This is a genomic window from Sphingobium sp. 3R8, from assembly GCF_020166615.1.
Lineage (GTDB): Bacteria > Pseudomonadota > Alphaproteobacteria > Sphingomonadales > Sphingomonadaceae > Sphingobium > Sphingobium bisphenolicum.
The window spans coordinates 74,306-88,153 of sequence record NZ_JAIQXR010000002.1; the positions used below are offsets into that span (position 1 = coordinate 74,306).

Annotated in this window: 18 protein-coding genes; 8 read left to right on the top strand and 10 right to left on the bottom strand. The window is 65.6% G+C overall.

Annotated elements, in window-relative coordinates; genetic code table 11:
• Positions 1-202 precede the first annotated feature (202 nt).
• Both K9B33_RS02335 and K9B33_RS02340 read left to right on the top strand, forming a co-directional pair.
• On the top strand, positions 203-490 hold the full coding sequence (locus K9B33_RS02335) for a type II toxin-antitoxin system RelE/ParE family toxin (RefSeq protein ID WP_224546400.1): 288 nt from the start codon (positions 203-205) through the stop codon (positions 488-490).
• Entirely contained in the window at positions 459-779 is a 321-nt protein-coding gene (locus K9B33_RS02340) for a HigA family addiction module antitoxin (protein WP_224546700.1), read from the top strand. Before K9B33_RS02335 ends, K9B33_RS02340 begins: the two co-directional genes overlap by 32 nt.
• A 4-nt stretch (positions 780-783) precedes the next feature.
• Here the strand turns inward: K9B33_RS02340 and K9B33_RS02345 are convergent, their stop codons facing one another.
• The 3 genes from K9B33_RS02345 to ruvA form a co-directional block, all read right to left on the bottom strand.
• The gene (locus K9B33_RS02345) at positions 784-2,526 is read right to left on the bottom strand and encodes an AMP-dependent synthetase/ligase (RefSeq protein WP_224546701.1); all 1,743 of its coding nucleotides are present in this window, start codon (positions 2,524-2,526) and stop codon (positions 784-786) included.
• Between the two features lie 194 nt (positions 2,527-2,720).
• Positions 2,721-3,743 (bottom strand): Holliday junction branch migration DNA helicase RuvB, encoded by a 1,023-nt coding sequence (ruvB, locus tag K9B33_RS02350; protein WP_224546401.1) that lies wholly within the window; start codon positions 3,741-3,743, stop codon positions 2,721-2,723.
• On the bottom strand, positions 3,740-4,348 hold the full coding sequence (ruvA, locus tag K9B33_RS02355) for a Holliday junction branch migration protein RuvA (protein ID WP_224546402.1): 609 nt from the start codon (positions 4,346-4,348) through the stop codon (positions 3,740-3,742). The genes ruvB and ruvA overlap by 4 nt, the downstream gene beginning before the upstream one ends.
• 141 nt (positions 4,349-4,489) lie before the next feature.
• Between ruvA and K9B33_RS02360 the strand changes: the two genes are divergently transcribed.
• Positions 4,490-5,065, top strand: coding sequence for a peptidase S14 (locus K9B33_RS02360; RefSeq protein WP_224546403.1), 576 nt, complete (start codon positions 4,490-4,492; stop codon positions 5,063-5,065).
• Positions 5,066-5,105: 40 nt separating this feature from the next.
• Positions 5,106-5,732, top strand: a complete 627-nt coding sequence (locus tag K9B33_RS02365) for a DUF1345 domain-containing protein (RefSeq protein WP_224546404.1) — start codon at positions 5,106-5,108, stop codon at positions 5,730-5,732.
• A gap of 3 nt (positions 5,733-5,735) precedes the next feature.
• Here the strand turns inward: K9B33_RS02365 and thiL are convergent, their stop codons facing one another.
• The 6 genes from thiL to mnmA form a co-directional block, all read right to left on the bottom strand.
• Positions 5,736-6,650 carry a thiamine-phosphate kinase gene (gene thiL / locus K9B33_RS02370; protein ID WP_224546405.1) on the bottom strand — a complete coding sequence of 305 codons (915 nt, stop codon included), beginning with the start codon at positions 6,648-6,650 and terminating at the stop codon, positions 5,736-5,738.
• A gap of 53 nt (positions 6,651-6,703) precedes the next feature.
• Entirely contained in the window at positions 6,704-7,150 is a 447-nt protein-coding gene (gene nusB, locus K9B33_RS02375; protein WP_224546407.1) for a transcription antitermination factor NusB, read from the bottom strand.
• 9 nt (positions 7,151-7,159) lie between these two features.
• Positions 7,160-8,455 (bottom strand): histidinol dehydrogenase, encoded by a 1,296-nt coding sequence (gene hisD / locus K9B33_RS02380; protein WP_224546409.1) that lies wholly within the window; start codon positions 8,453-8,455, stop codon positions 7,160-7,162.
• Entirely contained in the window at positions 8,445-9,107 is a 663-nt protein-coding gene (gene hisG, locus K9B33_RS02385) for an ATP phosphoribosyltransferase (RefSeq protein ID WP_224546411.1), read from the bottom strand. Before hisG ends, hisD begins: the two co-directional genes overlap by 11 nt.
• 229 nt (positions 9,108-9,336) lie before the next feature.
• Positions 9,337-9,612, bottom strand: a complete 276-nt coding sequence (locus tag K9B33_RS02390; protein ID WP_224546413.1) for a hypothetical protein — start codon at positions 9,610-9,612, stop codon at positions 9,337-9,339.
• Positions 9,612-10,733, bottom strand: coding sequence for a tRNA 2-thiouridine(34) synthase MnmA (gene mnmA / locus K9B33_RS02395; protein ID WP_224546415.1), 1,122 nt, complete (start codon positions 10,731-10,733; stop codon positions 9,612-9,614). The genes K9B33_RS02390 and mnmA overlap by 1 nt, the downstream gene beginning before the upstream one ends.
• Positions 10,734-10,896: 163 nt before the next feature.
• Here mnmA and K9B33_RS02400 point away from each other — a divergent pair, with 163 nt between their 5' ends.
• From K9B33_RS02400 to K9B33_RS02410, 3 genes are all read left to right on the top strand, one after another.
• On the top strand, positions 10,897-11,193 hold the full coding sequence (locus tag K9B33_RS02400) for a hypothetical protein (RefSeq protein WP_224546416.1): 297 nt from the start codon (positions 10,897-10,899) through the stop codon (positions 11,191-11,193).
• Positions 11,194-11,299: 106 nt separating this feature from the next.
• The gene (locus tag K9B33_RS02405; RefSeq protein WP_056690643.1) at positions 11,300-11,599 is read left to right on the top strand and encodes a DUF1153 domain-containing protein; all 300 of its coding nucleotides are present in this window, start codon (positions 11,300-11,302) and stop codon (positions 11,597-11,599) included.
• Positions 11,600-11,820: 221 nt separating this feature from the next.
• Positions 11,821-12,075 carry a GlsB/YeaQ/YmgE family stress response membrane protein gene (locus K9B33_RS02410; protein ID WP_224546418.1) on the top strand — a complete coding sequence of 85 codons (255 nt, stop codon included), beginning with the start codon at positions 11,821-11,823 and terminating at the stop codon, positions 12,073-12,075.
• A 60-nt stretch (positions 12,076-12,135) separates the two neighbouring features.
• Here the strand turns inward: K9B33_RS02410 and K9B33_RS02415 are convergent, their stop codons facing one another.
• On the bottom strand, positions 12,136-12,384 hold the full coding sequence (locus K9B33_RS02415; RefSeq protein WP_224546702.1) for a GlsB/YeaQ/YmgE family stress response membrane protein: 249 nt from the start codon (positions 12,382-12,384) through the stop codon (positions 12,136-12,138).
• A gap of 242 nt (positions 12,385-12,626) precedes the next feature.
• Here K9B33_RS02415 and K9B33_RS02420 point away from each other — a divergent pair, with 242 nt between their 5' ends.
• The gene (locus tag K9B33_RS02420) at positions 12,627-13,799 is read left to right on the top strand and encodes an efflux RND transporter periplasmic adaptor subunit (protein ID WP_224546420.1); all 1,173 of its coding nucleotides are present in this window, start codon (positions 12,627-12,629) and stop codon (positions 13,797-13,799) included.
• Positions 13,800-13,848: the final 49 nt, after the last annotated feature.

The window sequence follows — 13,848 nt, forward strand, 5'->3', positions numbered from 1 at the left end:
CTACTTGGTCAATTCCGCCTTCCTGAGCTCGCTTTCGGATGCAACATCCAGCGGCGGAAATCCCACAAGAGGGAACACGTGCATCAAACCTACATGGTCGCTGCTCAGACAGGAGAGCAACCATGACTGCATTTGAAATCGTCAACACCGTCCTTGCAGTGGCAACTTTGACTTTGCTTGCCGTACAAGTGGGGCGAGGCAAATGATCCGCTCCTTTGCCGATCCAGAAACCGAGAAAATCTGGCGGGGCGAGCGCAGCCGCAAGCTGCCGCCTGACATTCAGCAGACTGCCCGGCGGAAATTGCGGCAGATCCATCGCACGCTAAATCTCTACGATCTGCGCGTACCGACAGGAAATCGGTTCGAGCAGTTGAAAGGCTTCACGCCTTTGCGATATAGTCTGCGGATCAACGACCAGTGGCGCATCACGTTCGGCTGGTCAGATGGAGGCGCAGAGAATGTCCGGATCGAGGACTATCACAGAGGATGATGACCGGCTGGACAATATCCATCCCGGCTCCATCTTGCGCGAGGATTTTATGATCGGCAGCGATGTCCCTATCGATGAAGTCATCAAAGGGGCTGGCATCACGCATGACCGGCTAGAAGCAATTTTGGCGGAAATTGCGCCGATCGACGCCAATATCGACTTGCGGCTTGCCCGCTATTTCGGTGTAAGCGAAGGATTTTTCCTTGGCCTTCAGATCGATTACGATCTGGAGGAAGAGCGGCGCGCCCATGGTGATGACCTAGACCGCATAACGCGCCGCGCCGCCTGACCTCTCATCCCTTATACAGCGCGTCCAGCCTATCCGCATAGCGTTTGCGGATCACATGGCGGCGGATCTTCATCGACGGCGTCATTTCCTCATTTTCGATCGTGAAGGGTTCGTCGGCCAAGATGAAGCGGCGGACGCGTTCCAGTACCGACAGGTCGTCATTCACCCGGTCCACCGCCGCGCGGAGCACCGCCATATAGGCCGGGTTCGACGCGACGCCGTCCACGGCCACGCCCTGCGCCGCGGCCCATTCCCGGGTCCATTCGGCGTCGGGGACGATCAGCCCGACCAGATGGGGGCGGCGGTCGCCATGGACCATCGCCTGGCCGATCTCGCTTTGCAGCGTCAGCATCCCCTCGACCTTCTGCGGCGAGACATTGTCGCCCTTGTCGTTGACGATCAGATCCTTCTTGCGGTCGGTGATGCGGATGCGGCCCTTGGCGTCGAACTCGCCAATGTCTCCGGTGTGGAGCCAGCCGTCCTTCAACGCCTTTTCCGTTTCCGCCGGGTTGCGCCAATAGCCGTGCATGACCAGTTCACCACGCACCAATATTTCGCCGTCATCGGCGATCTTTACCTCCACCCCGTCGAGCGGCGGGCCGACCGTGTCCATCGCGATGCCGGCTGCGGGGCGGTTGCAACTGACCACCGGGCCGGCCTCGGTCTGGCCGTAGCCCTGCAACAGCGTCAGCCCCATGGCGTGGAAGAAGAGGCCGACGTCTGGATTGAGCGGAGCTCCGCCCGACACCAAAGCCTTCATCCGCCCGCCGAAACGCGCCCGGATTTTGGGGATCAACGTGCGCGACAGCAGCGCCTTCATCGGCAGATCGAGGATCGATCCCCTGCCCGCCTGCTCCTTTGCCGCGATGCGCAGCGCCTGGCCGAGCAGATAGGTCGGGAATTTGCCCTGTTTCTCGATCGACTTGACGATGCGGGTGCGCAGCACTTCGAACAGGCGCGGGACGACGACCATGATGGTCGGGCGAGCTTCCTCGATATTGGAGGCGAGCTTTTCCAGCCCTTCCGCATAATAGATCTGCCCGCCCAGCAGCATAGGCAGGAACTGACCGCCGCTATGTTCATAGGCGTGGGACAGCGGCAGGAAGGACAGGAACACCTCGTCATCCCAGCCGAAATCCTCCGCCACGACCTTGCCTGCGCCCTCCACATTGGCGAGGATCGCGCCATGATGTTGCATCACGCCGCGCGGGGCGCCGCCGGTGCCGCTGGTGTAGATGATGCAGGCCTGATCGTTGCGCGTTGCGCTCTGGGCGGCCGCGATCGCGCCCACGTCGGCGGGATGCGCGGCGAGCAAGTCGCTCCACAAATGGCAGGCGCATGTCCCCTGCGCGCCGCGGAGCGGCTCCATGCCGATGATGAAGCTGGCCTGCGACCGGACGACCGCGGGCATCAGCGCCTGCGCCAGCTTGGCGGTCGACACGATCACCGCGCGGGCGCCGCTGTCTGTCAATATATGCTGGTGATCGCGCGTCGTGTTGGTGGTGTAGGTCGGCACGGTGATGCACCCCGCCGCCATGATCGCCAGGTCGGCGACGCAGAATTCGGGCCGGTTTTCGCTGACCAGCATCACCGGATCGCCGGGCTTCAGACCCTGCGCCTTCAAGGCGGCGGCGAGCGACGCGACCTGGCGCGCGATCTCTGCCCAGCTCTGGCTGTGCCAGGTGCCGCCGCTCTTGCGCCAGAGAAAGGGCGCGTCGCCCTTTTCCTGGGCGCGGGCGAAGAACATGGTGACGAGGTTGGGAAATTTCTCGATGGCCCTCAAGGCTCGACTCCTGCGGTTTCCGGCGCATCTGATGCGCGCCTGAATGTCCATTGTTTGCCGCATTTCCAAAGTCGCCGGACGAAGCCCCGGCTCGGAAATGCTCCTGGCAAGGCTATAACGGTGCCTTGCCGTAACGGCCAAGAGGTTTGAAGGGTTTCCTAGTCGAAAAGCCCGTTCTGGACATCCTGCGGCGGATTGAGGCCCAGATGCTTCCAGCCGGGACCATTGAGACAGCGGCCGCGCGCCGTGCGGGCGATGAGGCCGAGCTGGATCAGATAGGGCTCGACCACTTCCTCGATCGTGTCGCGCGCTTCGGAAAGACCCGCGGCGAGCGTTTCGACGCCGACCGGCCCGCCGCGATAGATATCGGCGATCATCATCAGGTAACGGCGGTCCATCAGGTCGAGGCCGAGATGATCGACCTCCAGCCGCATCAGCGAGGCGTCGGCAACCTTCGCGTCGACCGCGGCCACGCCCGCGACATTGGCGAAATCACGCACCCGGCGCAGCAGGCGACCGGCGATGCGCGGGGTGCCGCGCGATCGGCGGGCGATCTCGACCGCGCCGTCGGATGTGATGGCAAGGTCGAGCAGCCGCGCGGCGCGGCGCACGACCAGTTCCAGTTCGTCCACCGTGTAGAATTGCAATCGCACCGGGATGCCGAATCGGTCGCGCAGCGGCGTGGTGAGCAGCCCCTGCCGCGTCGTCGCCCCGACCAGGGTGAAGGGCGGCAGATCGATGCGGACCGAGCGGGCGGACGGCCCCTCCCCGATCATCAGGTCGAGCGCGCGATCCTCCATCGCGGGATAGAGAACTTCCTCGACCGCGGGATTGAGCCGATGGATTTCGTCCACGAACAGCACGTCGCCCTCGTCCAGATTTGTGAGCAAGGCAGCCAGATCGCCCGACTTGGCGATCACCGGGCCGGAGGTGGCGCGGAAACCGACGCCCATTTCCTTGGCGACGATCTGCGCCAAAGTGGTCTTGCCCAGGCCCGGCGGCCCGAAGAACAGCACATGGTCGAGCGCATCGCCACGCGATCGGGCCGCCTGGATGAAGATACGCAGATTTTCGCGCGCGGCCTGCTGGCCGATAAATTCGTCGAGCGATTTCGGGCGCAGCGCGGCATCGACATCCTCGGGACGACGCGCGGGGGTGATGAGGCGGTCGTCGTCCGTCACTTCGCCGCCTTCCGCAACGCCAATCTGACCAGCGCGTCGAGGCTGGCATTGTCATCCAGTTCCTCTTCGGCGGCGGCGACGGCGGTGCTGGCCTCATGCGGCTTGAAGCCCAGATTCTGGAGCGCGGACAAAGCGTCGGCGGCGAAGCTGCCGCTCGGGAGCGCCACTACGCCGCCGATGCCGATCGGACTGCCGGCCGGGGCCGTGCCGATCTTGTCCTTCAATTCATTGACGATGCGCTGGGCGAGTTTCGGGCCGACGCCGTTGGCACGCGCGATCATCGCCTTGTCCCCCATCGCCACGGCGCGGTGCAGCTCCAGCGGTTCGAGCGCGGAGAGGATCGCCAGCGCGACGCGCGATCCCACGCCTTGCACATGGGTGAGCAGCCGATACCAGTCGCGTTCCTCGGCGCGGGCGAAGCCGACCAGCCGGATCGAATCCGCCGCGACCAGCATTTCGGTGTGGATCGTCACCGCCTCGCCGACCGGCCCCAGGGCCGCCAGCGTGCGCGACGACGCGCCGACCAGATAGCCGACCCCGCCCACGTCGATGACGGCGTGGTCGATGCCCGTGCTGTCCAGCAAGCCCTTGAGTTTCGCGATCATCTGCCCTGCCCTTCGGCGTCCCGCCCTATGGTCATGATCTGTTCTTTACAGCCTGTCGCGCCCCGCGCCAGTCAAAAGCGCGGCACCTTTTGCTGTCCCGTGCGTAGAGCAGCGCAACCTCACCCACTTAAGGACCTATGGATGCTGATGACGGCCCCGATGCTTTCGCCGAAGGATTTCGAATTTCCTGCGATCATGCTGTCGGGCGTGGTCGACCATGGCATGTATCTGCATTTCAAGAACTGCCTGTCCACCGCGCCGCAACAGGGGCTGGTGGTGGTGGAACTGGCCACGCTGGGCGGCGATCCGGAGATCGCCCGGCTGATGGGCGAGGATATTCGCTTCCATTCCGAACTCTATCCCGACCGGCGGCTGGTGTTTCTGGGCCGGACCGCGGTCTATTCGGCGGGCGCGACCTTCATGAGCTTCTTCGCGACCGAGAACCGCTATCTGACGCGCGGCACGCGGCTGATGATCCACGAACGCGTCATCACCAAGAATATCCAGCTCGCCGGGCCGCTCTCCACCTGCATCGCGACCCTGAAGGCGACGCTGAACGAGATCGAATCGTCGATCGCGATCCAGAATGAGGGGTTTGCGAACCTGATCCTGGGGTCGCAGGTGACGATGGAGCAACTGCTCCAGCGGGCGCCGGAAAACTGGTATATGGAGGCGAACGAGGCGCAGGCGCTGGGGCTGATCGCGGCGGTGCTATAAGCGCTTGCCAGATGGCGCGGCTGCGCCTTTGATGCGGGCCATGCGGTCCTCGTCCCTCTTCCCCTGGCGCTATGGCATGTTCCTGGTGCTGCTGGCGCCGGCCGCGCCACTGGCCTTGTGGATGCCCTGGCATGAAGCGGTGATGGCGGGGTTCGACCTCGCCGCCCTTGCCTTCATGATCTCGGTCGTGCCGCTGATCGATGCCGATGCCGCGTCGATGCGGCGCAAGGCCGCGGCGAACGACGCCAACCGGGAACTGATGCTGTTGCTGACGGGGATCGTCAGCCTGGTGATCCTGGTCGCGGTGGGAGTGGCGATCAGCCAGCATGGCGGGCCGAACGGGGCGATGATCGCGCTGCTGCTGGCGACTTTGCTGATCGCTTGGCTGTTTTCGAACCTCGTCTATGCGATGCATTATGCGCATATCTTCTATCTGCCCGACAAGGTGGGGAAGGACCGGGGCGGGCTGGATTTCCCGGACGAGGACGAGCCGGGCTATTGGGATTTCCTCTATTTCGCCTTCACGCTGGGCATGACATTCCAGACGTCCGACGTGTCGATCACGGCGACCGCGATGCGCCGTACGGTGTTGTTCCAGTGCCTGGCGGCCTTCCTGTTCAACCTCGGCATATTGGCCTTCACCATCAATGTGCTGGGCGGCGGCTGAGACTCAATCATGTTCCCAACCCAGACTGTCGGGCAGCGGGATGACCGCGCCGTCGATCTTGAGGGTCAGGCCTGAACCCGTCGCGACATGGCCGACCGGGATGGCGCGCACCGGCGGCGCCAGCCCCGGCGGGAGGGTGAAGAGCAGTTCATAATCGTCGCCCGCGCGCGCCGCGGCGATCTGGACCGCGGTGCTGGCGCCGCGCACCCGCTCCAGCGCAGGGGACAGCGGAATGTGGTCGATGGTGATCGCGACGCCGCTCGCTTGGCCCATGCGCGATGCGTCGATCAGCAGGCCGTCCGACACATCCATCATCGCGGTCGCATGGGGCGCGAGCAGCGCGCCTTCGGCCAGGCGCGGGCGCGGGCGGCGATAGGCCTCCACCAACGGCCCGGTCGCTGCCGGATCGGCGCTGGCGAGGGCGAGGCCAATGCCAGCGTCGCCGACCGGGCCGGTGAGATAGAGCCGGTCGCCCGGCTGCGCCCCGTTGCGGGTGGGGACGGCACCAGTCGCCTCGCCGATCGCGGTCAGGCTGTAGCTGCGGGCCGATCCGGCGGGCATCTTGACCGTGTCCCCGCCCAGCAGCGGCATGGCGTGGCGGTCGAGCGCCTCGCCCAGCCCCGCAACGAAGGCCTCATCCCACGCATCGTTGCCGGACAAGGCGTAGTTCAGCAGGCAACCGACCGGCTTCGCGCCCTTGGCGGCGAGATCGGACAGATTCACCGCGGCGAGTTTCCAGCCGATGTCGGCGGGCGGATCGGCAGGAAGATAGTGGACGCCCTCGACCATCGTGTCGCTGGTCAGGATCAGGCGGGCGTCGCCGACCGGCAGGATGGCGACATCGTCGGCCAGCCCCTGCGCCGCGGGGTCGTTCGCCAGGAGGCGCAACAGGGTGAGGAAGCGGGATTCGCCGGACATGGCCGATGCCTAGCCGATCAGCCTGCTCCTGCCTACGCAGGAGCCTGCCACGCTTATTTCCGCACGTCCTTCGACACGCCGTCGAGCAGGCCGTTGACGAAGCCGGATTCGCGCTTGTCGTAAAAGGCGTGGGCGACGTCGACATATTCGCTGATGACGGTGCCGGTGCCGACATCCTGCCGCGCCAGCAGTTCATAGGTGCCCGCGCGCAAGATCTGGCGCATCGGCTTGTCGAGCCGATCGAGGCTCCAGCCGCTCGACAGGCGGGCGGCGATCAGCGCGTCGATCTCATCGCGGCGCTTGTCCACGCCGGTCACGACATCGTCGAAGAACGGCTCCTCCGCCGGGGCGTAGGTGACGTCCTCGATCGTCGCGCCCAGCCGATGCTGGTGGAATTCATGCAGCAGCACATGGACGGGCGTGCCCTCCATTTCGAGCTGGTAGAGCGCCTGGACCGCGGCAAGGCGCGCGGCGGAGCGGGATTTGGAGCGGTCGTTCATGGGATATTCCTAATGATGTTTGAGGCGCAGCGCCACAGAAGCGGCATGCGCGGGCAGCCCTTCCGCCTGCGCCAGCGCGACGGCGGCGGGGCCGATCGCACGAACTGCGGCGGCGTCCAGGCTGAGAAAACTGGTGCGCTTCATGAAATCGAGCACCGACAGGCCCGATGAGAAACGGGCGCGACGGCCGGTGGGCAACACATGGTTCGGCCCGGCGACATAATCGCCCACGGCTTCGGGCGTCATGCGGCCGAGGAAAACCGATCCGGCATGACGGACCTGCGCGAAATAGCGATCGGGATCGTCCACCGCGAGTTCGAGATGTTCCGGCGCGAGCCGGTCGACCAGCGGCATGGCCTCGTCCAGGTCGCGGACCAGGACGATCGCGCCATTGGCGTCCCAGCTGGTGCGGGCGACGGCGCTGGTGGAGAGCGCCGGAATCTGGCGATCGACCGCTTGCGCGACGGCATCGGCGAAGGCCGCGTCGTCGGTGAAGAGGATCGACTGGCTGGTCGGGTCATGTTCCGACTGGCTGAGCAGGTCGGCGGCGGTCCATTCCGGGTCGTTCTTGCCGTCCGCGACGACGACGATTTCCGATGGCCCTGCGACCATGTCGATACCGACGACGCCGTAGAGCTGGCGCTTGGCTTCGGCGACCCAGGCGTTGCCGGGGCCAGTGATGACGTCCACCGGCCTGATCCGGTCAGTGCCATAGGCCAGCGCGGCGACGGCCTGTGCGCCGCCGACCCGCCAGATTTCCTCGATTCCGGCGATCTGCGCGGCGGCCAGGACGAGCGGATTGATCTCGCCACCCGGCGTCGGCGTCACCATGGCGATACGGCGGACACCCGCAACCTTGGCGGGGATGACGTTCATCAGCAGCGAGCTGGGATAGGCGGCGCGCCCGCCCGGCACATAAAGACCGGCGGCATCGACCGCGCTCCAGCGTGCGCCGAGGCGCACGCCAGCGCTGTCCACGCCGTCGCTGTCCTGCGGGCGCTGCTTTTCGTGATAGGTGGTGATGCGCGCGGCGGCGAGTTCGAGCGCGTCGCGCAAGTCCGTGGAGAGAGCGTCCAGCGCTGCGCGGGTTTCCGCAGGGGTCACGGCCCAGCCACTGACGTTCAGGTCGTGGCGGTCGAACCGCTGCGTATAATCGGCGAGCGCGGCGTCGCCCCCGGCGCGTACGGCTTTCAGGATCGCGGTGACGTCCCGCGAGACATCCTCATCCGCTTCGCGACGCGCATCGACCAGGGCGGTGAAGGCGGCGGCGAAACCGGCGTCGCGACTGTCGAGCCTAAGCGGCATCTTTCACCCCCACGGCGGCGCGAAACGCCTCGACCAGCGGCGAGAGTTCCGCCGAGCGCATCTTGTAGGCGGCGCGGTTGACGATCAGGCGGGCGCTGATCTGCATGATGATGTCGGTTTCGACCAAGCCATTGGCTTTCAGCGTCGCGCCCGACGAGACGAGATCGACGATGCGGCGCGACAGGCCAAGCGAAGGGGCGAGTTCCATTGCGCCATTCAATTTCACGCATTCGGCCTGGAGGCCGCGCGCTTCATAATAGCGGCGGGTGAGGTGCGGATATTTGGTGGCGACGCGGACATGGCTCATCGCGGCCTGATCCTCGTCCGCGGCGTCGATCGGCTCGGCCACCGACAGGCGGCAATGGCCGATGTCGAGGTCGACCGGCGCGTAGAGTTCGGAATAGCTGAACTCCTCCACCACGTCGGAACCGACGATGCCGATCTGCGCCGCGCCATGGGCGACGAAGGTCGCAACGTCAAAGGCGCGCACGCGGATGATCGACACGTCGGGCCGGTTGGTGGCGAAGCGCAGCGCCCGGCTCTTCTTGTCGTGAAACTCCGCCTCCGGTTCGATACCGGCTTTTGCGAGCAGGGGCAGCGCTTCATCGAGGATGCGGCCCTTGGGGATGGCGAAGGTGAGCGGGCGAGTCATGACGCGCGGGCCTTACGCGCGGGGGCGCGAAAGGGCAAGGTTTGGGGAATCTCAACAAACCTTCTCCCTTGGGGAGAAGGATATGGAGCCTTACGGAGCGAAGCGAAGTTAGGCGGAGTTGGATGAGGGCGCGCGGGTGCAGCGAACCCATACCGATCGAGCGGTGCCCCCCCCCCACCCAGCTTCGCCTAAGCTCGCTCCGCTCGCCAATGCTGCGCAACCCTCTTCCTCAAGGGAGAGGGGCTGGAGGGAGCATCTCCACAAAAACATTCGTCAGATCGTCGATCGGCGCATCATCGCTCAGCCAATAGGATTTGACCTCATTCTCCGCCTGAAAGCGATAGATATGGCAACCGTCATATCGGGCGTACTCAACATGCTGGAGGCAGACTGCTTCTCCAGCGCGGAAATCTGATCCGGCTGGAAAGCTTGGCGCATCACTGGCGACGCGATAGGCCGTTCCAATGACGAGCCAATTTTGACGCTGATCCCAATCCTGTTGCATCAGGCCGCTTCCGCCATCGCCGCCTGGGTGCTGGCGATCCAGCCGCCGCCCAATATGCGTTCGCCCGCATACAACACCGCCGCCTGCCCCGGCGCGACGCCATATTCGGGGGCGTCGAACAGCAGCCGATCGCCCTCCAGCCGCGACGGCACCGGCTTGGCCATCGATCGCACCTTGGCGGTCAGCGGCCCGGTGAAGTCGCCGCCCAGCCAGTTGATGTCGCTCAACACCGCGCCCGACACCGCCAGCGCCGCCCGCGGCCCCACGATTACGCGACGCGACGCCGCATCCAGCCGCACGACATAGAGCGGGTCGGGCTGGCCGCCGATGTCCAGCCCCTTGCGCTGGCCCACGGTGAAATGGATCATCCCCTTGTGCCGGCCCAGCACCCGGCCGTCGATATGAACGATGTCGCCGCCCTCGTCCGCATCGGGGCGCAGTTTGCGCACGATCTTGGCATAATCGCCGTCGGGGACGAAGCAGATGTCCTGGCTGTCGGGCTTGAGCGCCACCGAAAGACCCAGTTCGGCGGCAATCTCGCGCACCATCGGCTTGGGCAATCCGCCTAGCGGGAAACGCAGATAGTCGAGCTGCGCCTGAGTCGTGGCGAACAGGAAATAGCTCTGGTCGCGGGCGGGATCGGTGGCGCGGTGCAGTTCCGCACCATGCGGCCCCTCGACCCGCTGCACATAATGGCCGGTGGCGAGGCAGTCGGCGCCCAGGTCGCGCGCGATCTGGAACAGGTCGGTGAACTTCACCCCCATATTGCACTTCACGCAGGGGATGGGCGTGCGCCCGGCCATATATTCATCGGCGAAGTCGGCGATCACCGAATCGCGAAAGGCCGTTTCATAATCAAAGACATAGTGCGCGATGCCGATCCGGTCGGCGACCGCGCGGGCGTCGCGGATATCCTGCCCGGCGCAGCAGCTCCCGGTGCGGCCGACCGCCGCGCCATGGTCGTAAAGCTGGAGCGTGACGCCGATCACTTCGGCGCCGGTCTTCGCGGCGAGCGCGGCGACGACGCTGCTGTCCACGCCGCCCGACATGGCGACGACGATGCGCCGCTCGGCGAGCGGGCCAGAAAGCTGGAATTGGGGGAGCTGAAACTGAGGCTGCATGGGCGGCCCTATAATGCAGCGACGGCCGCGGCGCAAAAGTTAACAAAAGGTAGCGCCGCTTTGCCCATAATCGGGACGGATCGACGCGAAACGGGGGCCGGACGAGTCACGAAAGCGTCTTCGAGTTTACCGACCCTTATTCATTACCCCCTACACAGGGGGCATGGATCTGAGTTTCCTTCGGGGTGGCGGGCTGAAGCCCGGCACTCCCAGACCCCTCAGCCGGCCGCGCGTGCCGGCCTGGCCGTTTCTGCGGGCCGCTACGGCGGCGGCGCAGGCGGCCAGTCCGACCGCGCAGGCGGTGGCGGGCGTCCTGCGGGGGCAGGGCGGAAGCGACGACTGGATTCAGGAACTGGCGGGCATTTTCGCGCCACGTTCCGGCGGCAAGATCGAAGCCGTGCGCCTCGCGGGAAGTTTCAACCCGTTGATCGCGAGCCGTTTAGCCAGGGGGCAGGAATGATGAAGGCAGTGTTTACCGTGGCGCTTTAGCCGTTCTTCAGGGCTGAAGCAGATAAGGGTTTCACTGTTGAATTCGGTAACGCCAGTGCCGCACTTTGAGGGTAAGAATGATCGAGAACCAGAAAATCAAGCCGGCTCAGGTCGTCGGGCCACTTGGGGAACCCCTGACCCTGGACAGCCTGCCGCCGGCCGACACCACACGCTGGGTGGTGCGGCGCAAGGCGGAAGTCGTCGCAGCGGTGAATGGAGGCCTGCTGAGCGTGGACGAAGCGTGTGCGCGCTACAATCTGACGCTGGAGGAATTTGCCGGCTGGCAGCGGGCGGTCGACCGGTCGGGCATGCATGGCCTGCGCGTCACCCGCATCCAATATTATAAGTCGCTCTACGAGCGTCAGCAGAAATACTGACCGGCGATCACGCCGTCAGGATGGAGCCAAAGGGCCGCCGGATGCAAATCCGGCGGCCCTTTGGCTCTGCGAGCGGGAAATCGACCGCCGGGGGCGTTCAAACGGCGCAAAGCCAAGATGGTTTCCAGTCCGGAATCATTTTTACGTCCATGGAACGCGACGCCCTCTCCTCCGTTGAATGCAGCACCCAACCCGCTGGGGGCGTGGTCAAGGAGAGTAATATGGGCATCATCTTGTGGCTTATCGTCGGCGGCATCATCGGCTGGCTCGCCAGCATGGTCATGCGCACCGACGCACAGCAGGGCATCCTGCTTAACATCGTGGTCGGCATCGTCGGCGCCTTCATCGGCGGCCTGATCTTCAGCGGCGGATCGATCAACCAAGGGCTGACGCTGTACAGCTTCCTGGTGTCGCTGGTCGGCGCGATCATCCTGCTGGCGATCGTCAATCTGGTTCGCCGCGGGTCGATGCGTTAAACGCAAATCCCGCTCAACCAAAAGGGTCGCGCCACGGCGCGGCCCTTTTTTTGCGTCCACTCAGGGGCGCGCCGCGAAAAACCGGTAGAGCGCCAGCACCGCGATCGCGCCGACGATGGCGGCGAAGAAGCCAGCGCGCTCGCCGGTCGCATAAAAGCCGGCAAGCCGACCGACGAACCCGGCCAACAACGCCCCGGCAATGCCCAGCAAGATGGTGACGACGCAGCCGCCCGGATCACGGCCGGGCATTATCAGCCGCGCGATAGCGCCCGCAAGCAGGCCGACCACGATCCATCCCAGCAAGTCCATGGCGCGCTCCTCGGCGGCGGGTGCCGCGCGGGCGATCATTGCGCCACAATCCTGAGCCTTTGGCAAGTCAATGTGTTCCAAGGGGAGGGATGACAACGACATATCGCCATTCCGGCGCTTTCCATCGCGCATAATCGCTTTGCCGTCCGCCTTTGAACCATGATATTGGGGGTTGAGAGCGGTGCTATATTCATATAACACAGTTGCCGAAATGGCGATGCGCCGGAGAGACGAGAAGCGGCATGAATTACGAAACCCAGCTGGTGGGCGACTCGATGGTCGTCATCGACGAAGATGAGGCGCGCCGGCGGCGCAAACGCCTGCTGCTGATCGGCGGCGGCGTGACCGTTCTGCTGGTCGCCGCGGCCGCCTGGATATCGATGCGCGGCGACACCGCCGCCGCCCCCACCGCTCCTGCGGCGCAGGTGCCGGTCGTGACCGTGATCCGCCCCGGCCAGTCGGTCGTGTCGCGCACCGTCAGCGCGACGGGATCGCTCGCGGCGCGGATCGACATGCCGGTCGGCGTTGTCGGCGAAGGCGGCATGGTCACGCGGGTTTTGGTGCAACCGGGCGACTGGGTACGCGCTGGCCAGCCGCTGGCGATCATCGAACGGTCGGTCCAGGTGGAACAGGTGCGCTCGCTCGCCGCGCAGGTGGACGTGGCCCGCGCGGACGCCAAGCTCGCCCAGGCCCAGCTCGACCGCGCCAAGGCGCTGGTCAGTCGCGGCTTCATCAGCGCCGCCGACATCGATCAGCGCACCGCGACCCGCGATGCGGCGGTGGCACGCGTGAACGTCGCCGCGGCGCAACTCGCCGAACAGCGCGCCCGCACCGGGCGGCTGGACATTCGCGCTCCGGCATCCGGCCTTGTCCTGACCCGCGCGGTCGAGCCGGGCCAGATCGTCCAGGCGGGCAGCGGCGTGCTCTTCCGTTTGGCCAAGGATGGCGAGATGGAGTTGCAGGCGCAGGTGGCCGAGGGTGATCTGGCGACGCTGCGTCCGGGCAACAGCGCGACCGTGACGCCGATCGGCCATAGCGACCAGTTCGCCGGACGCGTGTGGCAGGTATCGCCGGTGGTCGATCCCCAGATGCGCCAGGGCATCGCCCGCATCGCCATCGCCTATAATCCGGCGATCCGGCCGGGCGGCTTCGCCTCCGCGACCATCACCAGCGGATCGGGCAGCGCCCCCCTGCTGCCCGAATCGGCGGTGCAGAGCGACGCCAAAGGCAGCTATGTCTATGTGGTCAACGCCAAGAATCAGGTCGAGCGCCGCAGCGTGAGCGTCGGCCAGGTGTCCGACGCCGGCGTTGCCGTGACCAGCGGCATCGACGGCACGGAAAGCATCGTCACCTCCGCCGGCGCTTTCCTGGCGCCGGGGCAGAAGGTGAAGCCGGAATTGTTGAAAGGCCGCTAGGAAACGGCGCGGCCGACGCCGGCCGCGCGCGTCCCCCGGACGGCAGAAT